Origin of the sequence: Yersinia massiliensis CCUG 53443, assembly GCF_000312485.1 — a bacterium.
GTDB classification, from domain to species: Bacteria; Pseudomonadota; Gammaproteobacteria; order Enterobacterales; family Enterobacteriaceae; genus Yersinia; species Yersinia massiliensis.
In genome coordinates, this window is sequence record NZ_HE997643.1 from 1,893,773 (window position 1) to 1,916,373 (window position 22,601).

The window sequence follows — 22,601 nt, forward strand, 5'->3', positions numbered from 1 at the left end:
AAGTAAATAAAATGGCTGTTTTCACACCGGTTACTCCGGCAGCCACCCCTAATTGGTTACATAATAACCATATCAATAGCTTAATCCAAACTCTACTACCTGCCAATAAATAGCGATTAATTCATTTTGGCACGAATAGTCACTTCACGTGATTCCGGCTTAAGGTAGCGCGGGTTGTCCCCTGTGTACAGCCACCTTAACCGCAAGAATTGCAGGCAGTGATCCTGCTCACACTCTAAACAACAGGGTTTACAGACGCCGTATTATCGCTACTTTCCTCTGGATAAAAGCGCTGCTGATGTTCAGCCATGGTGACCAGTAACGGGCAAGGCTCAAAACGATCACCGTACTGTTGCGCCAATAATTTAAGCGTTTTCACGACGGTATCGACACCCAAACTGTCCATATATCGGAATGGCCCACCAAGGAACGGCGGGAAGCCAATGCCAAACACGGCGCCAATGTCACCATCACGTGCATTGCGAATGATAGACTCATCTAAGCAGCGAGCAGCCTCGTTCAGCATCATCATCGTGCATCGCTGCGCTATCACAGCCGCGCCAAGGTGGGCTTTAGGAGTGACGCCAAGTAACACATAAACACTAGGATCCACTTGTTTTGCCGTGTTTCGTCTCCACTTAAAGCCACTGCTTTTTTTGGCAGGATATAAATAAAATCCACGGCCGTTTTTACGCCCTTTACGGCCATCTTGCAAAATGACATCAAACGACGGCGGCGCTGCAAAACGTGGCCCTAATTGTTCAACCAGAATTGGCATAATTTTAGTTCCCACATCAATACCGACTTCATCCAGTAATGTGATCGGCCCCACTGGGAAACCAAAATCGACCAAGGCGCTGTCGATAGACTCGATAGGTTCACCGTCTAGCAAGCAGCGGGCAGCCTCATTGATATAAGGAGTCAAAATGCGATTGACATAGAAGCCGGCGCGATCAGCCACCACAATGGCTGTTTTCCCCTGTTTGCGGGCTAAAGCCACTGTTGTAGCGATAGTTTCTTCGCTGGTTTTTACATGGGGGATAACTTCAACCAACGGCATTTTATCGACGGGACTAAAGTAATGCAGCCCGATGACTTGCTCGGGTCGCTGCGCCTGAGCTGCAATTTGGCTGATAGGCAATGACGATGTATTGGAGGCAAAAATGGTATGCGCCGCGCCAAAACGCTCAATATCTGCGACCATTTGTTGCTTCAAAGATAAATCTTCAAATACCGCTTCAACCACGATATCGATGGTGTCAAAACCATGGTAATCCGTGCTACCGGAAATCAGCATCATCTGTCGTTGCCGCTCAGCGGGGCGCATCCGTTTACTACGCACGCGTTTACCTAGAGCGTCCCATGTATATTTGAGTGCCTGATTGATCCCTTGCGGATTAATATCTTTGATGCGCACCGGTAACTCAGCGCGGGTTGCGGTGACATTCGCAATGCCGCCGCCCATCAGGCCGCCACCAAGCACCCCAACACGGTGAATAACACGAGGTTGTGCATCCCCGCCGGTTTCTTTTTTCAGTGATGTAGTGGCAAAAAACAAGCTGCGCAATGCCGCAGATTGCGGAGTCATGGCTAATTCACCAAATGCGGTCGCTTCAGCCTCATAACCACTGGCACTGCCGTGATCCAGCCCCTTACGCACCACGTCAATAATACGTTCAGCCGCCGGATAATGGCCTTTGGTCTTCGCCAGCGTTTTCTTGCGCACAAGGCTAAAGAGGAGTGCTTTACCTAACGGCCCACTGAGCAAACGCTCTTGCCAAGGCAATACGGGCTTATCGAGCCAACCGGCTTTGGCTCGTTCGATAGCCACTTCCAGCAAAATATCTCGTGGTACAGCATCGTCCACCAGCCCCATTTTAAGCGCCTGGCGAGCACGAACCTGCCTGCCTGTCAGAATCATATCCAACGCCTTGCTAACGCCCACTAGGCGCGGTAAGCGTTGTGTACCGCCAGAACCGGGCAGTAAACCCAGTTGTACTTCAGGCAGCCCCAGTACTGTTTTATCGTCCAATGAACAGATACGACTGTGGCACGCCAGCGCCAGCTCTAAGCCTCCGCCGAGACAAGCCCCATGGATAGCCGCGACCACTGGCACCGGGAATGCAGCGATTTGAGCCAAGATTGATTGCCCTTTTTGGGCTAATTTCCGCGCATCTTGCGCGCTACGGCAAGCTGCAATCATGGTGATATCAGCCCCCGCAATAAATGAATCTGGTTTACCTGAAATCACCACCAGACCCTGTAATTGCGGCAAAGCCTGCGCTTGTTGCAGTATTTCGGCGATTTGTGCTGCAAATTCAGCCTTTAAGGTATTCACTTTATCGCCAACAACATCGATAGTGATCACCCCGATATTGTCAGGCCGAAGACTGAGGCTAAATACAGAGGGAGTCACTGCTGCGGCCTCTACGTTTACGACCTTCGGCTCATCACGGGTATTAAGTCCGTTTACCTGATTCATTACTCCACCTCCAAAATCATCGCGGCACCTAATCCACCGGCAGCACAGGCGGTGGTTAACCCTAACCCGCCGCCACGGCGACGCAATTCATTCAATGTTTGGGTAATCATACGTGCGCCAGTGGCCGCAAAGGGGTGACCATAAGCAATTGAGCCACCCAACACGTTGAACTTGCTCATATCAACTTCACCGATAGCTTGGCTACGCCCCAATTTTTCACGCGCAAAAGTCTCGCTGGCAAACATTTTCAAGTTCGCCAGTGTTTGTGCCGCAAAGGCCTCATGCATATCAATCAAGGTTAAATCTGCCAGTGTGATACCCGCACGTTCAAGTGCCAGTGGCGTTGCATAAGAGGGGCCTAACAGCATGTCTTGCCAAACATCAATGGCAGAAAAAGCAAAACTGCGCAGGTAACCTAATGGCTGCAGACCGAGCGCTTTCGCTTTTGATTCGCTCATCATCATCACTGCCGCTGCACCGTCAGTCAGTGGCGTACTATTGGCTGCCGTGACACTGCCGTGCTTGCGATCAAACGCTGGGCGCAGTTTAGCGTATTGCGCCAACGTGGAATCTTTGCGGATATTGTTATCTTCGGCAATCGCATCACGATAAGGCGGGATATAGGCCGTCATGACTTCATCCTGCAAGAGCCCCTGCTGCCAAGCTTGTGCCGCCATTTGATGCGAGCGCAACGCTAATGCATCCTGATCTTCACGGCTAATACCATAGGTTTTTGCCATCTGCTCAGCCGTATCTCCCATACGTAAACCCGTGGAATACTCTGCCACTGCGGGGGCTACGGGTAGGAGGTCACGTAATTTTAATCGGCTGAACAATTTGAGGCGCTGAGATAAAGTGCGCGCTTTGTTGACGTCAACCAAGGTGCGCGCCAGCGCTTTGCTGACACCGATTGGCAACACGGAAGAGGAATCGGCCCCCCCAGCAATCCCCACCGTCACTGAGCCCGCAATAATACTTTCCGCAACATTAGCCACCGCCTGAAAGCTGGTGGCGCAGGCACGTGAGACACTGTAGGCATCGGTATGCACACTCATGCCCGTGCCCAAGACAATTTCGCGAGCGATATTGGGCGCTTCCGGCATTTGCACGACTTGGCCGAACACCAATTGATCGATGAATTCAGGAGCGACACCACTGCGAGCCAGCAATTCGCTGACCACCATTTTGCCCAAATCGACGGCGGGCACGCCATGGTAAGCAGTTGCCTGCTTGGCAAAAGGGGTCCGCAGGCCGCTGACGATGGCAATACGATCGCCCTGACGCGTCACTAGCGGTAATGGCTTACTCATAAACGCTCCCGATAAATAAAGATGGCTGTTGTGAATATAGCAAAGTAATAAAGAACAGGTCTGACCTGATCTAATGATTGTTAACCAAATATTTACATTCGGTAAACCTATAGAACGGGAAAGTGAGAGCAGGAGCAACTTTTTGATGTAAAAACTGCTTGGTGTAAAAACTACGGGAACGGGGAGAAGAAACGAAAGTAGAATTGTCTCAGCGGAAACAATGCATTTAACGCAATAAATTCATTAAAGAAAGATAAAAAAACGCGAAGCCTAAAGCTCCGCGTTAGATGATAGCCAGTTTAGATATCAGCGTGAATATTAACGCAAGCCCAACTGGAAAATCATGGTTTCTGCTTGGCAGGAGAAAGTGAAATCTATCGTTAAGCGTACGCCCCCCTCAACGTCTTCCAGTTTATGCTCAATCAGGCAAGGCTCTGACTCAACGGCGCGGGCTTTCTCGGTCAGCGATTTCAGCATAGCTTCTGCGTCAGCGCGGTTGTCAAACACGCAGCTATAGGATGCAGTACAGTCAGTATTGTCCATGACAGTGCCAACATCTACGCAGCAACATGCTGCCGTTTCCTCAGCACTACAACGGTTTTTGATTGGACGATCGGTTGTATCTGACATCTTCAATTCTCCTCAACGGACATTTCAAAATAGGTGAAAATTGCCTAGCAGCGAGCGCAAATAGTAATTAATACAAAAAAAAGTCAATTTGGCGTAGAAAAATTTTTCTCTGCTGTTATTTTACTCCCGCAAACACGAAGGCACTAGAACTTACTGTTTATAGGCTTATTAAGTGATGGATATCACAGTCATTTTGTTACTTTGCTCATCAATAGCGCATTAATTGATATGCAAATGTAAGTTTTTTGTTAACTTCGTCTATTTTTTGCGATCAAATTTGAACAAATCTTAAAACATACTTGCAACACTCATACAGGTCGGACCTATACTTCAGCCACTGGTCTGCTTTGTCTGACAGATAACGGACCCTACAATCCCGCATTCTCTTGTTACGGTATGTAACATTAATTAAAACAATGAGGTTTTGGTCATGAACCAGAAAAACCTGTTTACCCGATCAGCTCTGGCAGCTGCAGTAGCAATTATCTCTTCAAACGTATCTGCGGCGGGTTTCCAACTGAATGAATATTCAGCCGCTGCATTGGGCCGCTCTTTCTCTGGTGAAGGCGCAGTTGCCGACAACGCATCCGTTGGTAGCCGCAACCCCGCCGCAATGACTATGTTTGACCGTCCTTCATTCTCTGGCGGTTTGGTCTATGTCGATCCTGACGTCAATATCAGTGGTACGTCACCTGTTAGTCGTCGTAGCACTGACGCCAATAACATTGCGCCATCAGAGTGGATTCCAAACATTCACTTTATTATGCCGCTGAACGAACAATGGGCAATTGGTGCCTCCGGTACCTCAAACTACGGATTGGCAACTGAATTCAACGATGATTATATTGTCGGTTCGCTGGGTGGGCAGACCGACCTTAAAACCGCTAACCTGAACTTGGCAGCAGCTTATCGTCTAAATGAAAACTTCAGTTTCGGTCTGGGCTTTAACGCGGTTTATGCCGATGCGAAGATCGTACGTCATATTGGTGAGCTGGGTGGCCCAACCATTCCAGCAAGAACAGAAGTCACCCGTATGGAAGGTAAAGAGTGGGGCTATGGCTGGAACGCCGGTATCCTGTATGAAGTGGATAAAGAAAACCGTTACAGCTTCACTTACCGTTCAAAAGTTAAAATTGATTTTGATGGCGATTTCAGCAGCCAGTTACCACCACCTAGAGGCACTGGCGGTGCCATCATCCCTGGCGCGTTAACCCTGAACCTGCCAGAAGTTTGGGAAGTGTCCGGCTACAACAGAGTCGCGCCGCAATGGGCAATTCACTATAGCTTGGCCTACACCAGTTGGAGCCAATTCAAAGAGTTGAAAGCAACCGGAACCAACGGCCAGGTACTGTTTGAGAAGGATGAAGGGTTCAAAGATGCTTACCGTATCGCGTTAGGTACCACCTATTACTACGATGATAATTGGACCTTCCGTACTGGTATCGCGTTTGATGATAGCCCAGTTCCAGCCAATAACCGTACTATCTCTATTCCAGACCAAGACCGTTTCTGGATAAGTGCTGGTACCACTTACGCCTTCAACAAAGATGCATCTGTTGACGTCGGTATCTCCTATATGCACGGCCAGAACGTGCGTATCACTGAAAGAACACCGCCAGCGTTGGGTAATGTTGAGTACCAATTCGACTCAAAAGGTACTGCACTGCTGTACGGCGTTAACTTTAACTACTCCTTCTAATCAGTTGATATTCGCATCTCTATGCCCACAAAAAAGCGCCTTTCGGCGCTTTTTTTATATATTACTTTTTATTAACAGTTAGTTAAGCAATCAAGTGCTCGCCACCGATTAGAGGAATAAGCCTCGCTAATACCTCATCATATAAGCCAGCTTCGGACTCAATGACAAATTTGGCTTTGCGCTGACGCCAGTCAAAAGTTTGTATTAATGTCGTTGCCACTACGCAGGGCGTATCCAAGTTGGTGACCGAGACTTCTGTCGGTGAACCACGGACGCTACTACTGACTGGGCAACACATCACCAGCCCCGTAAGCCGGTTATAAGTTTCATGCGAAAGAATTAACGCGGGACGATATTTACCAATTTCTTTTCCTTTCGTTGGCTCAAAATCCAACCAACAAATATCACCACGCTTTGGTATATACATTAATAATCAAACTCCCTTTCCGTGGGATCGCTCCGTTCATCCGCATGAGCTGTGTAAGCGGTCAGACCGGCCAGTAAACTCTCTTCGGTAAGCGGTTTTTTAACCACTTTTTGAATGACTAATCCCTGTTCACTAATATCAATATCGACGGTATCACCGACTTCAAAATTTGGGATGGTTTTTAGATTACCGGATAAACGTAATGCAACGCTATTACCCCACTTTAACAATGTAGCTTGGGCACGCATGAAAACCTCCTGCACTTTGTGTCATCTACGATGAGTATACACAACGATTCCACGTAGATACATCGTAGATACAAAAAAGCGCCTTTCGGCGCTTTTTTTACATTCTGCTTTCATCACTGTTGGCTGACTGAATCGATCAGTTTGCTGAGTCGATGCTGTCCAAATCGCCCTCAATGGCCTGAGCATTTGAGTTGACTTCCGGTTTCAACTGCCCGCCACTCGCTAAGAAATCATAGCGCTGGAAGTACGCTTCACGCACCATCAAATATGGGTCTGAGGAGTTACGCAGCAAGCCATCTGAATCTAGCAGTTGTGCACGCGTCTCTATCCCTTCAACCATCCATTTACCGGCTGACATCCAGAAGGTGAGATAGCTTAACACCGGATAGACGAAATCGACTGCGTCCCCGCCATCCTCACGGATCGTGAAACTGCCGTACCCTGGAAGTACCACATAGGGCCCATAACCGACATTATAATGGCCCAGCGTGCTACCAAAGCGATGCGGAACTTCCTTCGCCAGTTTAGGGTTCGCCATGCCAGCAACATCAATCAAGCCACCCATACCTAAAATAGTGTTCAGGAAGAAGCGGTTAAAGTGCTTCATAGCGTTATAGGGGTCACCCACCAAGAAGCTGTTGACCATGCTCGCAGGCTCTTCAAGGTTCCCCAAGAAGTTACTCATGCCATTACGCGCCGGTTGCGGTACATAATCACGCCAGACAACGGCAACTGGGCGCACGACATAAGGATCAAGAACTTCATAGTTGAAATTGAACATTGCCCGGTTAAAACCTTCTAGCGGATCCGAGCGGCCTTGCTCACTGTGATCCGGCGAGCTACTGGCACACCCGACTAATAGTACGGTTGCAAAAGCCAGCCCAATCAGGCGGTAGTTCATATGTTTCTCCATGAAATTCTTGCTAGCCCCTTACACTTAAGGGGTCTGCTTATTTATCTCAACATTTATCGTCTGAGGCTGCCCTTTTCCACTGAAATCCTGCACATTGCTTTCGCCATACCAGTCACCCGACTGAGGATTGACCGTGCCATCTCGCGAAATACGCGCACGCACTTTTACCTGCTGCAACGATGAAAGCAAGCGCTCAGGCATCATTGCATTGCTGTCATCCAGCGCGATAGATAGCGGGAATCGACTCAACGGTAATTGCTTTACGGCAACCGGCACCGGATTTGTGCCATCGGTTACCGATAAAATCAGTGTTCCCTGTTGGGGTAGCTGTCGGGTAGCTTCAGATGATAGTGAAACCTCTATTCCCAGTGTAGCTGTTTCCTGCCCAGCCTGTAATTTGGCTTGTGCAATACTGCGTTTTATCACTTCTACGCGTGAATCGCCAGCCGGCAGCAATTTTAGCATAACTTCCCATGCGCCAATGGCTTGTTTGAAATCGCCTTGCTCAAAAGCATTAAAAGCTAATAAGCTCATGGCTCGCAGATTGTTGTGATCCTGCCCCACCATGCTCCGCAGCATCTGAGTGGCTAACTGATTATCTTGTGGATCGTTGGAACGTGTCAGCACTTCTGCATAACCGAATCTGACATCATCATTCGTCGGTGCGAGTTGGTAGGCTTTGGCAAAAGCTTGAGTCGCGGTCGTGGCGTTATTGAGCGCCATCCCGACTCGACCCAGCATCATCCAATCGTCAACATTACCTGAATCATGCTGCAAAGACGTCCGCAACCCCAGCCCTAAACGCGCGATCTCTTCCATGGTGAGGGGTTCAGCTCGTTCATTGGCCACTCTGGCACGTAACTCTGGCATTTGCGCGTCGACCTGATGCCATGCTTGCACCTGTGTTAAACCACCCGTTTTTAGGTATAGGCCCACAGAAAGCAGCACCATAATAATGACGCCAGGCACTAGCGCCCAGCGGTTGATTAGGCGTGTGGCTTCTTCTGCTTGCTGGGGAATATCTGTCAGTAGATTTTGTTGCAGCTCTTGAATCAATTCAGGCCGCTGCTCAACGACACCTTGTGCTTCATCTTCGGCCAGTTCAGATAATCGGTCTTGATAAATAGCCTTGTTGAGCGCATCTCGGGTCGTCACCCCGGAAGGGTTATTCTGTCGCATGGCCGGAATGACCAATAAGGCACCCGCAACCGCCAGTAAAATAATCACTATCAGCCAAAAAGCCATTATGGTTTTTTCCTGTCAGTCTGTTCTGATTGGGTCGAATGTTCGGTTAACAGTTTTTGTAATCGCTGCTGCTCCTGCTCAGAAAGTGGCACGTCTTTCTCCACCCGCCGACGGGCGCGTAAAACAACCACTGTTGCACCGATAAGCACAAACAGCGCGGGCCCAACCCATAAGATGATTGTCGCGGCTGTCACGGGGGGCTCATAAGTCACGAAGTTGCCGTAACGGGCCACCATATAATCAATGATTTGCTGTTTGGAGTTCCCCTGCTGCTGGAGTTCGTACACCTTTCCACGCATATCCGCGGCAATGATGGCATTGGAATCAGCAATGCTGTTGTTCTGGCATTTAGGGCAACGTAACTGCTCGGTCAGCTCGCGATACTGCTGCTCCTGCGCCTCAGATTTAAAGGTGTAGGTATCGATGGCCGCAAAGACACTCCAACTCAGCATCAGGCCAAACATCAGGCTCAGTAATTTCATGCGCCCCCCTGATACTTCTTATAAAGCGGTAGAATTTCTTGCAGCCAGACGCGATCATTAAGGTCACCGGCATGGCGATAACGAATAATACCTTGGCCATCGATCAAGAACGTTTCCGGCGCACCATAAACCCCCAAATCTAGCCCTAGCATGCCATTACCGTCGTACAAACTCAGCGCATAAGGATTGCCCAGTGAATTGAGCCACTGCACCGCTTTAGCGCGGTCGTCTTTATAGTTCAGCCCGACTACGCGAATACCTTGCGCGGCCAACTTATTCAGATACTCATGCTCAGCTCTGCAAGTCGGGCACCACGTCGCCCAAACATTCAGTAGCATCGGTTTGCCATCGTGCAACACCGCTTGATCAAAGGTTTTCCCCGGTTGATCGAGCGACTCTAATTTGAACATGGGGACCGGTTTACCAATCAGCGCAGACTCTAGCATCGTAGGATCGTCGCCATTTGCATTGCGGGTCAGTTGCACTAAAAAGGCCACCACCAGCAGCAAAAATAGTATCAACGGAATAAACATCAGCTTATTAAATGAAGTTCCAGATTTCATTGTTCAGCCCCAGATTTTAATTTTTTACTCATCCGATAGCGCGGATCGAACATGCAGAAGATGCCGCCGATAGCCATAAACACCCCGCCGTACCAGATCCAACGCACAAAAGGTTTGTAATACAGGCGCACCGCCCACGAACCGTCATCCAGTTCTTCACCCAATGCGGCGTATAAATCCCGAGTCAAACCACCATCAATGGCCGCTTCCGTCATCATCGAACGGGCCACACTGTAATAGCGTTTTTCTGCATGTAAGGTCGCTTCCGGTTTGCCATGACGGGTCACATCAATGATCCCAACACCACCGGTATAGTTTGGCCCTTTAATGTCATGAACATCGCGGAAAACAAAGTGATAATCGTGAATATCAATGCTATCACCTGCTTTCATGCGCACATCACGCTCGACACTGTAATTCTGGCTGAATGCAATCCCAATCACTGTTACCGCGACGCCTAAGTGGCCCAGCACCATACCCCAATGACTGCGAGAGAGATGGCGTAGACCTCGCCAAAAACCGTGGCGGTGCGTCGCGCGCTCATGCAACTCCATTAATGTCAGAATAATCACCCAAATCGCCATCATTAATCCGACCACGGTCATTCCGACGATAGTGTCTTGCAGCAACCATGGCAACGAAATCGACAATAGCAAGGTGACGACCAAGGCCACACTCAAGCGTCGCCACAGCTTACTCGGTTCATCACGACGCCAACGGATCAGCGGCCCAATCCCCATCAACAGCGCCATGGGCGCCATCAGCCAAGTAAACATGGTATTAAAGAAAGGCTCACCGATAGAGATGCTGCCCAGCCCGAGCTGTTTATGCACCAACGGCAGTAATGTTCCAAGCAGCACCACCAGTGTGGCAGCAATCAACAACACATTATTGCCGAGCAAGAATGTCTCACGCGAGAACACTTCATGCTGAGTCCGGCTGCGCACTTGTGCGCCTTTGACTGCGTAAAGCAGCAGCGATCCGCCAATGACGATCACCAAGTAGGCCAGAATAAACATGCCGCGCGCCGGATCAGAGGCAAATGAATGCACCGACACCAGCACACCGGAACGCACCAAGAATGTCCCCATCAGGCACAGTGAAAATGCGCTGATAGCCAACAGTACCGTCCAAGCTTTGAAAGTACCGCGTTTTTCCGTGACAGCCAGCGAGTGAATCAGCGCGGTACCGGCTAACCAAGGCATAAAGGAGGCATTTTCGACCGGATCCCAGAACCACCAACCGCCCCAGCCAAGTTCATAGTAAGCCCACGCGGAACCCAGCACGATCCCCAAGGTCAGGAACACCCATGCGGCCTGAGTCCAAGGCCGTGACCAGCGCGCCCAAGCACTGTCGAGTCGACCGGCCATTAATGAAGCAATGGCGAATGCAAAAGCCACGGAGAAACCGACGTAACCCATATACAGCAATGGCGGGTGGAATATCAGCCCGATATCCTGCAACAAAGGGTTCAGATCGTTGCCATCAATGGGGAAGTCCGGCAAGGTGCGAGTAAATGGATTCGAGGTCAGGATAATAAACAGCAGGAAGCCTGCCGTAATCATCCCCAACACTGAGAGCACTCTTGCCACCGCATCTTCAGGCATTGAACGGCTAAACAGCGCCACGGCTAACGACCAACAACTGAGTAGCAACACCCACAGCAGCAACGAACCTTCATGCGCGCCCCAGCTCGCCGCGATCCGGTAATACACCGGCAGGTGCGAATTCGAGTTGGCCGCCACATAAGAGACAGTGAAATCATTCACCACAAAGGCATAAATCAGGCATATAAATGAAAGCGCGATCGTCGCGAACATGCCATAAGTCAGTGGCCTGCCGGTTGCCATCATGCGGGCATCTTGACGTGCCGACCCCCATTGTGGATAAAAGCTCAGTAGCAGCGAAATGGCGAGGGCCAGACATAACAGAAAACTGCCAATTTCAGGCATCATGAGGCATTGCCCCCGCTGTTGGCATTGTTGTAAACCTCAGCAGGACGCGTATGGTTTTCTTTCATCGCTTCTTTAACTTCTGGTGGGGTGTATTTCTCATCATGCTTTGCCAGCACTTCTTTGGCGTTAATGGTATTGCCTTCGGCGAACACGCCTTGAGCGACCACACCCTGCCCTTCGCGGAACAGATCAGGCAGAATGCCGGTATAAGTGACGGTGACGACACCTCGCGCATCGTAAACCTTAAAACTCATTTCCAGCGTTTTATCATCCCGCTTGACGGAACCCGGCATGACCATGCCGCCGATGCGCAAACGTTGGCCAATTTCTGGCATCTCATGACGTTCGCCTTTGCCCTCGATGATCTCGCCCGGCGTATAAAACAAATCAATATTGGCGCGTAATGCATAGAGCACCAGTGTGGTGGTCAAACCAAGACCGATGAGCACCGCTAACGCCAGATAGAGCCGGCTTTTTCTGCGTGGGTTCACTGGTGTCCCTCCTGCGAATGAGCTACATGCTCGCGAATACGCTGCTCTCTGGCTTGGCGGCGCTGGATATCCGCGATTAATTGTTTATGCTGCCACAGGGTATGTAGGTAGAGGCCCAGCATCGAGACTAAGGTGATCGCGACGGCCAACCAGACATAAAAGGCGTAGCCGCCCATGGCAAAAAATGCCGTCCAAGAATCAAAAGCCGGTTTCATACACGAGGCTCCTTACGCAATAAGGCACTGACCCAAGGGCGATGACGTTCTTGCTGCAAAATCAGATTGCGCAAGCGCATTAAAGTGAGGGTGATAAAGCACAATAAATACCCGAATATTGCCCAGCGCAGCGGTGAACGCATGCTCGAATCAATACTTTGCTGCATGTTGGTTGAACCTTGATGCAAGGTGTTCCACCAAACAACGGAATAATGAATGATAGGAATATTCACCACGCCCACTAAGACCAAAATACCGGCGGCACGCCCGGCCAATTTGCGATCTTCAAAGGCGTTATACAGGGCGATCACCCCGAGATAGAGGAACAACAGCACCAACTCAGAAGTCAATCGCGCATCCCAGACCCACCAAGTTCCCCACATCGGTTTACCCCAGGTGGAACCGGTCGCTAACGCGATAAAGGTAAATACCGCGCCAACGGGTGCCATGGCGGCGAGCACGTTTTCGGACATTTTCATTTGCCAGACCAAGCCAACAAACGCCGCAATAGCCATCGACATATAGATGCCCATCGACCAGATGGCCGCCGGAACATGTATATAGATGATACGGAAGCTGTCACCTTGCTGGTAATCCGAAGGGGCGAAACCAAATCCCCACACCCAACCGACGATCAAGCAGATGGCAGCGCCAATGCCCAGCCACGGAATAAATCGGCCACACAACTGATATAGCCGTTCGGGTTTTGCCAATTGATGAAACCATTTCCACATTTTTCATTGCTCACATTGAAATTGGATGGATATCGCCACATTGGCAATCCCATGCAGGGTACGGCGCACAATCTGCTCTGATTCGCGTTGGCTACCGCGTTTAAGCGTCTGAAAATCGGTACTTATTTTATTGCTGTTTTTTACTGCACCTATTCTTCTAATGGGCAGCCTGTTAGCTGCCAAGGATGAGCCACTAGTGCACACTCACTCTCAATGCGGCAGCGGTAGCAAAAGGGGCAAGTGTTGCACTGCCTGCTAGCATCGCCCCGAGAATGGCCAGATAACCATCAATCGGCAGAGACATAGATGCTGCATCAATGGCCGCCGTAGCAAATATCAACACTGGGATATACAACGGCAGCACTAATAAGCTCAGCAAGACCCCGCCTTTACGCAACCCCACGGTCAGCGCGACGCCAATGGCGCCAATAAAACTTAAGGTCGGCGTCCCCAACAATAACGTTAACGCCATGGCAATCGCGGTATTGCTATCGAGGGAAAGCAACAACGCCACCAGCGGCGATAAAATTAGTAACGGCAACCCAGTGACAACCCAGTGAGCACACACTTTGCCTAATACCGTGAGCGCTAGTGGTGTTGGCAATAGCAGCAGTTGCTCAAGCGACCCATCGAGGAAATCATCACGGAATAATCGTTCCAGCGATAATAACGAGGCTAACAAGGCGGCGACCCAAACAATACCAGGGGCCATACGCGCTAATAATTGTGGTTCAGGGCCAATACCCAACGGAAACAAGGTGATGACAATCAGAAAAAACCAGAGTGGGTTAACGATTTCCCCACCTTTCCGGAAGGCTATTTTTAGTTCACGGCGCAACACGCTGATAAACATTAACTCTCCTGCGTGTTGATGAGGCGGATTTTACGCACCTGTTGGCCGACGGTATCCAAATCCTGATGCGTGGTCAGCAGTACCATGCCCCCTTTAGCGGCATGGGCGACAAACAGGGCTAACAATGTACTCACCCCTTGCTTGTCGATGGCGGTCAAGGGTTCATCCAAAATCCATAACGGCGACTGACTCAGCCATAAACGCGCGAGTGCGACCCGCCGTTGCTGCCCTGCGGATAACTGTGAGACAGGTAAATCTTCGTATCCCACCAGCCCCACCTGAGCCAATGCCTGCCAGATTGCGGCGCTATCCACCTTTTGAAACACCGACTGATAAAATGCCAAGTTTTCAAAAGGTGTCAGAACCGTTTTAATACCCGGTTGGTGACCTAGAAACAGTAAATCTTGGTGATATCGGGCGCGATCACGGCGGATATTTTCCCCCAGCCAATTCACTTGCCCTTCATCCGCATCCGCAAGCCCGGCTAAGATACGCAGCAAACTGGTTTTACCCGCCCCGTTCTGCCCCTCAACCTGCACAATTTCGCCCGCCGCCACACAAAAACTTAACCTGTGGAATAAGCGACGTTCATCTCGAATGCAGGTCAGATTTTTTGCTTCCAGCATGACGAATTTTCTTCCACCGTAGGATTGTTCGCTCAGGAAAACCGAATGATAACATAAGGCTTAATCCTTACGTAGCTTGGGTCTAACGCTATCCCTACCCTTATAGAGGTATTATTCGGTATAAGATCAAATTTCTGTAGAAAAAACCAACAGCGTTAAAGTTTGGTTACTTTTTTTTATCAAAATCACAATAAATCTCGACGCAGAATCCTCTCATTCTCGCCGGTAAAACTTCTTGAATCATCATTAGCGACTATGCTTATCACTGTTGCTTTTCCTTACTTACCCTCCCGATAACCGTGACTTTCTCTACCTTTCAGGAAACCTCTTATGAGCGATGAAAAAGACTCTCTGGATGAGAATGAGCTAAAAGTGGAAAGCAATGAGCAACAGCAGGAGAAAGACATCGAAGTTAATGAGAAGAACTTGCCCTCCAAGGCAGCAGCCATCCATGAACTTATTCGGATGGATGGCGAAAAAGAGTTAGAGCGCGACAGTTTCGCTTTACTGTGGTCGGCCATTGCGGCAGGCCTTTCTATCGGGGCATCGTTGCTTGGCAAAGGAATTTTTCACGCAAAATTGCCTGATACGCCTGCCAGTTTTTTACTGGAAAACATCGGGTATACCTTCGGATTTATTATTGTGATTATGGCTCGTCAACAGTTGTTCACCGAGAATACCGTCACCCCTGTGCTGCCCATTATGCAAAAACCCAGCCGCCAAAATTTCATTCTGCTATTTCGCCTTTGGGGGCTGGTATTATTGGGCAACTTGATTGGCACTGGGCTGGCCGCCTATTCCTTTATTTATATGCCAGTGTTCGATGATGCCACTCGCACGGCTTTTGTCAGCATTGCACAAGGTGTAATGGAAAGTACTGCGGGGGAGATGTTTGCTAAAGGGATATTCTCCGGCTGGATCATTGCCACTATGGTTTGGATGATGCCTTCGGCGGGCGGTGCTAAAATTTGGGTGATTTTCCTGATGACCTATTTAGTCGCGTTATGTGATTTGACTCATATTGTGGTCGGCTCCGTGGAAATCTTCTATCTGGTGTTTAACGGTTCTATCCCCTGGCAGCAATTTATTTACCCCTTCGCCCTCCCCACACTGGCGGGCAACATTATCGGCGGTACCTTTATTTTTGCTCTGATAAGCCATGCTCAGATTCGCAGTGATATGACCCATCGACCTAAAATAGGTGACAAAGTAGACAAAAAAACATCATCATCCCGCCAATAACGGCACGAAGAGCATGGCAGATAACGGTAACGTTGTGATTGTCGATAACACTTATTCACTCTAAATTGGCGACAGAGTAACCAAACAGACGTCTAACTGCTTATTATCTGGGTCAAAATGCGTATAATGCTCCGGCACCACACATCGCCAACACCCAGTTGATGATAGCGTCCCCGTAGTTAAACGGATATAACAAGCCCCTCCTAAGGGCTAGTTACTGGTTCGATTCCAGTCGGGGACACCACGACAAAATCACCCCACGTTACCACGTCACACCAAAAACCCTTTTACAGCAACGCTCTCAGACAATCGATGTAACCACACATTACCACAAATAACCGTGAATAAAGTATAAAGTGGGGGTAGTATCAGGGGTACTGAAACGACCTCCACATAGGATACCCCCGAAATGCCACTATCAGCTAGGCAGGTAGAAACAGCTAAACCACAGGAAAAGGCCTATAAGCTTTCTGATGGTGGAGGTTTATTTTTGTATGTCTCTACCACTGGCGCTAAGTCATGGCGGCTCAAGTACAGAATTAACGGGAAAGAGAAACTACTGACCATTGGGTTGTTTCCAGCCACAACGCTAGCTGACGCACGTCAAAAGAGAGATGAAGCGAAATCACTACTTGCTGATGGTGTGGATCCATCTCAAGACAAGAAAGCAAAAAAAGTCTCTCAGCGCATATCAGCGGAAAACACTTTCGAAGCTATTGCAAGAGAGTGGCACGGTTCAAAAAGGAAAGTATGGACACCCGACTACAGTGACCTAGTTATGTCTATGTTCGTGCGTGACGTTTTCCCTTTCATCGGACATATGCCAATAAAAGACGTAAAACCTTTAATGCTTTTGGATGTACTCAGAAAAATTGAAGGGCGCGGAGCTATGGAGATGGCGAGGAAAACAAGGCGGCGGTGCGGGGAGGTTTTTAAATACGCAATTGTTACTGGCCGAGCGGAATATAACCCTGCCCCAGATTTGACGGTAGCAATGACGCCACCAAATAGCACCCACTATCCATTCCTCACCGAGGCTGAAGTTCCAGATTTCATTATTGCGCTTAACTCATACTTTGGCAGTGTCATAGCTAAGGCCGCAACCCAGATATTAATGCTGACAGGATTGCGAACTAAAGAGCTGCGCCATGCTAAGTGGAGTGATGTTGATCTGGATGCTGCTATATGGACCATCCCAATTGAAGTGATGAAGAAACGCCGGTTGCATATTGTCCCGCTATCCAGCCAAGTCATTAACTTGTTCAAACAGCTACAACCAATAACCGGACACTTTGAATTGGTCTTCCCTGGGCGTAATGACCGAACCAAGCCTATTAGTGAGAATACTGTCTTAGGGGTGATCCGCAGAGTTGGTTATGAGGGGAGAACATGCGGCCATGGCTTCAGACATCAAATGAGTTCAATACTCAATGAGCATGGTTTCGAGGGCGATTGGGTAGAGAGACAACTGGCGCACTTAGATAAAAGTAAAATAAGAGGCGTTTATAACCACGCCCAATATATCGATGACAGAAAGCGCATGATGCAATGGTATGCGGACTATCTTGATTCAATGGTCAGAAAGTAGATTAACTGGCGTCATTTCGACGCCACCAACCTCATGGGCGTCCATGCCAGCCCACATAGACTATCCTCTCTCCCCATGCATAGGCGCATGTTGCTTTATCGATGTAGCGTACTTCCCAAGCTTATTTGATGGTATCTCAATGTATGAATGTGTTAAGTGACTTATAAAAATTACCACCAGCAAGGATACTAATGATGATGTATATATACTGATATTATTATCAAGCATTATTGATATGATTACATACCCGCAAGTGGCGTGTAATAAATAAACCGGATAGCTAATATCGGCAAAGTAATCCATAATTTTATTATCGTTAAATTTACTTCTAAAAAAATAACAAGTTAAAAACACCACCAAACCATAAATATAATTAAAACCAAGAACTGATAGTTGGTTATTATCGCCCTCCAACAAAAGATACAGATAGGATAAAAATAAAAACATCACAGAATAAATGAAGCACCGCATTAATGTCACAACTCCCTTAAAGTGCATATAAATACAATAGCCAACACACATATAAGGTATATACTTGAATCTTAATAGTAAAGTAAGTAAATAATAAGGAATTTCAACATTGAAAAACCTCAGAGAAAAAAACAGTAATAACACCAGTGAAAGTAAAACAAAAAGAACATTAGCGATAAATTTTTCTTTTTTTGTAATTAAAAAAACCAAAGCAAATACAAAGTAAAAAAGCAATTCAATAGTTAATGTCCAGTTAACAAAATTAATAGAAGATTCACCAGCCATATCATGATATAAAAATATATTGCTTAAAATTCTTGCGGGGCTAAATCTCTCGATAAAATTAATTGGCTTCCAGTAGATGAATGAAAACAATAAAAAAAATGCACTTATAATCAATGCAGCCCAGTACGTAGGAAAGATACGGAATATTCTTTGGAATATGAATTTCGAACTTGTCATTTTCCCTAATGAAAACATAATAACAAATCCACTTATTAAAAAAAATATTGACACACCAAGTGGGCCTAAATATACATTGGCGAAATGTTTAGATAAGAAAGAAACAATAATAAAATCATTTGGTTGGTGCTCTTCTATGTTACTACCTATTACAGAAGAGATATATTTCTTTTGATAGAAATAAGATCCAAGATAGTGCGATATGATTACTATCATCGCAGCCACGCCCCTCAATTGGTTTGCAAATTGAACGCGCATTCATACTCCTCGATTCCGCGATTTTATTTTCATAGCATAGGGGGAAATTTCCTCTCTCACTATACTACTATGCTTACCAAATTAAAAATACATGATTATGATTTAACAGGCCAACAATGATGGCGTCCTTGCCAATGGTGCGTATTTTATGGATATATCGGTTGAGGTAAGAATGGCTTTAACCATTCTGGGAGAGATTCATAGTATGCAATGTATCTTGGGTCATCAGCATAAACCTCCCCTAAATTATCATAAACAGATGGTGACTGAGGGCAGCAAAACCAAGATATTATTACTGTTTCCGTTTCGTCGGAAAACTGCACATATAAAATATCCATGTAATTCCCCGTTAAAATGAATAGTCAACCAACGAAGATGCGAAATTGGTAAAAGTACCAACCGTTGCATTCGCTGAGTAATAAACGGTTTGTGTGGTAGTTATCGGAATGTTCATGGCTGTATATGTGACACCATAACTTGCAGTTGTTGCCATTGCACTTGCCCGCCAAGCGATGCCTGAGAGCGATGAAGCAAACGCCAAACCAACAACACCGTTGTTTGATGTTCCTGCTGAACCATCTACGCTGCAATACTTAGCATTTATGGGTAAGTAATTGGGCATATTTATCGCCAAAAGCGGAGTCGTTCCAGTGGTAACACTTAAAATAGTTACCCTAGGGAATGAAACATTCCTATCTAACTGGTAACCAATAGTGAATTGACTGCTTGCAGTTCGCCACACACTAACCAACGCTGACGCCGTATAACCAGATGGCATATTTGCCCCGCCATATACCTCAGGAGCCAGCACTGACGTAGCATTAACAGCCAGCAATGCAGATACTTGAGTTGTGGGATTATATATCGCATACAGCGCGACAAATCCCGCGGCCGGAACGGTGCCAGTGTCCATCCCGCCAGCGCCGGTGGTCGCAAGGTTAATTGTCTTGCTGAAGCTAGTTAACAGATACGGCTGCCCACTCAGTCCAGTAGTAACCGTAAGCTGATCTGCGGTAAATGTTGCAGTAGCAGAGGCAGCCGTTACGGACATTTTCGCATTGCGAGAAGCACCAACAACCGGTGACCACTGAGCGTTACCTTGCCCTAAGTTTACGGCGTGATTGTTGTTCGTTGCTGCCTGCACCATCAGCGGGCCATTCAATGTGATATTCGTTCCATCACTGAATACTACTGCTGTAGTGCCAACAGGAATAGCAACGCCACTCCCTGATGCGGTTTTACAGGTTACGGTGAAATTCCCAGTACAGTTGTTGGTTACGATCCACTTTGATAACCAGCTCGGGAATACCAAGTTGATATTCGCTGTTAACGTTCCAGATAAGGTAATGCGGTCATTCGATGCTTGCAGAGCGGTCAAAGTGACGTTAGCGCCTGCAAGTCCGGTAATGGATGTTACGCCATGATTTTTATCTGGCACCCAGCCTGTAGTGATACCAGATTCAGGGGCAATAGTATTACCCTCTGTTGTATTTAGCCAATACCCAGTATAGGTTGAGTTTATTAATCTTGCTCCTTTCGGATAACCGCTTACGAGTGATGAAAATGCAGAATCATATAAATACCCTCCCCCTGCATTAGCCCATCGAATAGAATCAGTAATCGCGTTCAGCACTCCATTAAAATCTGTGCCATATGGAGGGATGCCTCCTGCCGTTAATGGAATGCGTGTTAGAGGTGGAAACCCATCAGTGAAAGAAGCCCTGCCGCCCTCAATACCTATTTGAGAATCGATAGGAATTGTTTGCTTAACACCACTATTTGCAAATGGTACCGGCATTCTTGTTGGTATAGAGCTATTTTGCATCTTGAAGTCCTGAGTCTGGGAAGAATGTCCCTTGGTCAAAGGGGGCCAGCTCTGCTTCAGCAAAGCCGAATGTATAGTCAAAATTGGTAATCATCATCTGCGCGAGGACGCCAGCAGATCTTGGAATGGCTGTAGAATTAAGAACAATTGAACGTTCGACAGGGGTTAAATCAAATCCAAATACATATCTGATTGTCATTCCTCCCGTATCTGCAACAAAAACAATTCCTCTATCTGTAAAAAGATATCTGAGCAATTTATTTAAATTCATTGCAGTGCAATCAGTAATATTTGCAAGTGCTTTCACCATTATTAAAAGGCGATATGCATCATCAGTCAAAGATACTGTTGTTGTTGCTAATGGGCCTTCGTAGAATGGGGCTTGCCCGAATGGTTGAGGGCTTGTTAAATCCGACCCAATCCCTTCAGATTCTACAAACCCCAAATTTAACTGCGTAGTTTCAACCTGCAATAATCTAGGAATATCAACGATAGCCCCCCAGATGTCTAACCCGAACCCCACCGCCGTTTCGACGTTCCAGATAAAGTTATAGAAGTTATCTAAATCAACCTCCGGATCTATTGCATCATTAAATGTGCTGATTATTGATGTAATTGTTGGACTATTGGCATATTGACTGAGAAGTGTGTCTTTGTAATTTTCCATATCTACACCAACGTTACTGTAATGTTGGTTGCATCAAGAGTTGGACGCTGATCTATTCCAATCGTTGCTGAAGTTGATATGCCAGGTGACACCACCCCAAGCAACACTGATTGAATATTTACGTTATTACTTACTGATGCTATTCCTGAATAATAACGAGATGCGTAAATGGTCGCCCCTATACGAGCGCGTGATCCACCATCCGAACCATTAAATGAATTAATAATCGAGTCCTGTATTAATTCGACAATATTTGACGGCAATGCGGAGTTCATTGCTATCTGAATATCAAAATAAACAGGGACCGCCGTAGGTGTTACCCACTTAACCAAATATTGTGGGCGCGGAGGCTGATAGTTCATGTCTTCAATGGTGTAGGTTGTATCGCCATTATAATCACAACCCAGTGATTTTTTATTCCATATTGCAGCTGCAATATCAGCCGCCGCGCCGCCAGCGCAAGCAACATAAACAGAATGCGCGACAACTGAATAATTAGTTGAACCAATATTAACTGTTTCCCCTGTTGGGTTATCAATCACGTATGCATCGATAACGTCAGGTACTGACAATACCCTAGCAAATATTGACTGAGGTGAATTAACAGCATTGGCGGCTACAGAATTCCGTCGCCTCGATTCAAAATCAGCTCTGCTTTCAACATCAACACCTGGCGTTCCAGACAACTCATTATCAATAGTGTCCCAGCCAATTATTGCGTTATAAATTCTTGATAAAGTGTTTGCTGGACATGCAATCGGACCTGTTGTGGTACATTGAAAATCTACATCGATATACCCTGCGTCTGGTATCACACCAGTGGTGATGGCTGAATATAGGAATCCGCTATTATCTTGCGCCATAGCTCCTATCGGTATTACAGTTCCAACCAATCCAGTACAGCGCCCAGTGACTACAGTCCCATACGCTGATATGCGATTCAGAAAATAAATGCGCCCTATAGCGTCCTGCATGCGCCCTGATGCGTAATCCGGGTTAACTTGGTTTACAAGTAATGCAATCTGATTATTCTTATCACCAATAATGGCTGTGTCGCTTTGCGCTATTTGGCCCTGCGGAGTGCTTAATTGCTGATTAACACCTCCCCCAAATGCCGTGTTGATATCAGCCATTCTCCCTGCAAGTATTGCTGTCTCATCTGGAAGCGTCAGTCCCTTATCAGTAAAGACAATGGCGGGTACATTTGTAGTCATG

The 22,601-nt window shown here is 47.4% G+C and carries 22 protein-coding genes and 1 tRNA gene; 4 read left to right on the plus strand and 19 right to left on the minus strand.

Annotated features, from left to right (window positions below; all coding sequences use genetic code 11):
• Positions 1–235: 235 nt before the first annotated feature.
• The 3 genes from fadJ to BN68_RS08655 form a co-directional block, all read right to left on the minus strand.
• Positions 236–2,482, minus strand: a complete 2,247-nt coding sequence (fadJ, locus tag BN68_RS08645; protein WP_019210776.1) for a fatty acid oxidation complex subunit alpha FadJ — start codon at positions 2,480–2,482, stop codon at positions 236–238.
• Complete coding sequence (gene fadI / locus BN68_RS08650; RefSeq protein ID WP_019210777.1) at positions 2,482–3,792, minus strand: acetyl-CoA C-acyltransferase FadI; 1,311 nt, start codon at positions 3,790–3,792, stop codon at positions 2,482–2,484. The genes fadJ and fadI overlap by 1 nt, the downstream gene beginning before the upstream one ends.
• Before the next feature lie 318 nt (positions 3,793–4,110).
• On the minus strand, positions 4,111–4,422 hold the full coding sequence (locus BN68_RS08655) for a YfcZ/YiiS family protein (RefSeq protein ID WP_019210778.1): 312 nt from the start codon (positions 4,420–4,422) through the stop codon (positions 4,111–4,113).
• Between the two features lie 430 nt (positions 4,423–4,852).
• Between BN68_RS08655 and fadL the strand changes: the two genes are divergently transcribed.
• A complete protein-coding gene (gene fadL, locus BN68_RS08660; protein ID WP_019210779.1) occupies positions 4,853–6,121 on the plus strand; it encodes a long-chain fatty acid transporter FadL in 1,269 nt (422 codons plus the stop codon).
• Between the two features lie 82 nt (positions 6,122–6,203).
• Here fadL and BN68_RS08665 read toward each other — a convergent pair whose 3' ends face one another.
• From BN68_RS08665 to ccmA, 12 genes are all read right to left on the minus strand, one after another.
• Positions 6,204–6,548, minus strand: a complete 345-nt coding sequence (locus tag BN68_RS08665; protein ID WP_019210780.1) for a type II toxin-antitoxin system PemK/MazF family toxin — start codon at positions 6,546–6,548, stop codon at positions 6,204–6,206.
• Positions 6,548–6,796, minus strand: a complete 249-nt coding sequence (locus BN68_RS08670) for an AbrB/MazE/SpoVT family DNA-binding domain-containing protein (protein WP_019210781.1) — start codon at positions 6,794–6,796, stop codon at positions 6,548–6,550. The genes BN68_RS08665 and BN68_RS08670 overlap by 1 nt, the downstream gene beginning before the upstream one ends.
• A 136-nt stretch (positions 6,797–6,932) precedes the next feature.
• Positions 6,933–7,697 (minus strand): phospholipid-binding lipoprotein MlaA, encoded by a 765-nt coding sequence (gene mlaA, locus BN68_RS08675; protein ID WP_081578771.1) that lies wholly within the window; start codon positions 7,695–7,697, stop codon positions 6,933–6,935.
• A gap of 36 nt (positions 7,698–7,733) precedes the next feature.
• Positions 7,734–8,954 carry a c-type cytochrome biogenesis protein CcmI gene (ccmI, locus tag BN68_RS08680; RefSeq protein WP_019210783.1) on the minus strand — a complete coding sequence of 407 codons (1,221 nt, stop codon included), beginning with the start codon at positions 8,952–8,954 and terminating at the stop codon, positions 7,734–7,736.
• Positions 8,954–9,436 carry a cytochrome c-type biogenesis protein gene (locus tag BN68_RS08685; RefSeq protein WP_019210784.1) on the minus strand — a complete coding sequence of 161 codons (483 nt, stop codon included), beginning with the start codon at positions 9,434–9,436 and terminating at the stop codon, positions 8,954–8,956. The genes ccmI and BN68_RS08685 overlap by 1 nt, the downstream gene beginning before the upstream one ends.
• Positions 9,433–9,999, minus strand: coding sequence for a DsbE family thiol:disulfide interchange protein (locus BN68_RS08690; RefSeq protein ID WP_019210785.1), 567 nt, complete (start codon positions 9,997–9,999; stop codon positions 9,433–9,435). The genes BN68_RS08685 and BN68_RS08690 overlap by 4 nt, the downstream gene beginning before the upstream one ends.
• A complete protein-coding gene (locus tag BN68_RS08695) occupies positions 9,996–11,954 on the minus strand; it encodes a heme lyase CcmF/NrfE family subunit (RefSeq protein WP_019210786.1) in 1,959 nt (652 codons plus the stop codon). The genes BN68_RS08690 and BN68_RS08695 overlap by 4 nt, the downstream gene beginning before the upstream one ends.
• On the minus strand, positions 11,951–12,445 hold the full coding sequence (gene ccmE, locus BN68_RS08700) for a cytochrome c maturation protein CcmE (RefSeq protein WP_019210787.1): 495 nt from the start codon (positions 12,443–12,445) through the stop codon (positions 11,951–11,953). Before ccmE ends, BN68_RS08695 begins: the two co-directional genes overlap by 4 nt.
• Positions 12,442–12,660 carry a heme exporter protein CcmD gene (gene ccmD / locus BN68_RS08705; RefSeq protein ID WP_019210788.1) on the minus strand — a complete coding sequence of 73 codons (219 nt, stop codon included), beginning with the start codon at positions 12,658–12,660 and terminating at the stop codon, positions 12,442–12,444. The genes ccmE and ccmD overlap by 4 nt, the downstream gene beginning before the upstream one ends.
• Positions 12,657–13,394 (minus strand): heme ABC transporter permease, encoded by a 738-nt coding sequence (locus BN68_RS08710; RefSeq protein ID WP_019210789.1) that lies wholly within the window; start codon positions 13,392–13,394, stop codon positions 12,657–12,659. Before BN68_RS08710 ends, ccmD begins: the two co-directional genes overlap by 4 nt.
• A 193-nt stretch (positions 13,395–13,587) precedes the next feature.
• Entirely contained in the window at positions 13,588–14,247 is a 660-nt protein-coding gene (ccmB, locus tag BN68_RS08715) for a heme exporter protein CcmB (RefSeq protein ID WP_019210790.1), read from the minus strand.
• Positions 14,247–14,873, minus strand: a complete 627-nt coding sequence (ccmA, locus tag BN68_RS08720; RefSeq protein ID WP_019210791.1) for a cytochrome c biogenesis heme-transporting ATPase CcmA — start codon at positions 14,871–14,873, stop codon at positions 14,247–14,249. Before ccmA ends, ccmB begins: the two co-directional genes overlap by 1 nt.
• 330 nt (positions 14,874–15,203) lie before the next feature.
• Here ccmA and BN68_RS08725 point away from each other — a divergent pair, with 330 nt between their 5' ends.
• From BN68_RS08725 to BN68_RS08735, 3 genes are all read left to right on the plus strand, one after another.
• Positions 15,204–16,115: a formate/nitrite transporter family protein gene (locus BN68_RS08725; RefSeq protein ID WP_019210792.1), complete on the plus strand. Its 912-nt coding sequence runs from the start codon at positions 15,204–15,206 to the stop codon at positions 16,113–16,115.
• A gap of 169 nt (positions 16,116–16,284) precedes the next feature.
• Positions 16,285–16,359, plus strand: a tRNA-Arg gene (locus BN68_RS08730).
• 165 nt (positions 16,360–16,524) lie between these two features.
• The gene (locus BN68_RS08735; protein ID WP_019210793.1) at positions 16,525–17,703 is read left to right on the plus strand and encodes a tyrosine-type recombinase/integrase; all 1,179 of its coding nucleotides are present in this window, start codon (positions 16,525–16,527) and stop codon (positions 17,701–17,703) included.
• Positions 17,704–17,763: 60 nt separating this feature from the next.
• Here BN68_RS08735 and BN68_RS08740 read toward each other — a convergent pair whose 3' ends face one another.
• From BN68_RS08740 to BN68_RS08765, 4 genes are all read right to left on the minus strand, one after another.
• Complete coding sequence (locus tag BN68_RS08740; RefSeq protein WP_019210794.1) at positions 17,764–18,894, minus strand: acyltransferase family protein; 1,131 nt, start codon at positions 18,892–18,894, stop codon at positions 17,764–17,766.
• A 349-nt stretch (positions 18,895–19,243) separates the two neighbouring features.
• Positions 19,244–20,719: a hypothetical protein gene (locus BN68_RS24130; protein WP_196796387.1), complete on the minus strand. Its 1,476-nt coding sequence runs from the start codon at positions 20,717–20,719 to the stop codon at positions 19,244–19,246.
• On the minus strand, positions 20,709–21,386 hold the full coding sequence (locus BN68_RS08760) for a DUF2612 domain-containing protein (protein ID WP_019210796.1): 678 nt from the start codon (positions 21,384–21,386) through the stop codon (positions 20,709–20,711). Before BN68_RS08760 ends, BN68_RS24130 begins: the two co-directional genes overlap by 11 nt.
• A 2-nt stretch (positions 21,387–21,388) precedes the next feature.
• The gene (locus tag BN68_RS08765) at positions 21,389–22,600 is read right to left on the minus strand and encodes a baseplate J/gp47 family protein (protein ID WP_019210797.1); all 1,212 of its coding nucleotides are present in this window, start codon (positions 22,598–22,600) and stop codon (positions 21,389–21,391) included.
• Position 22,601 lies beyond the last annotated feature (1 nt).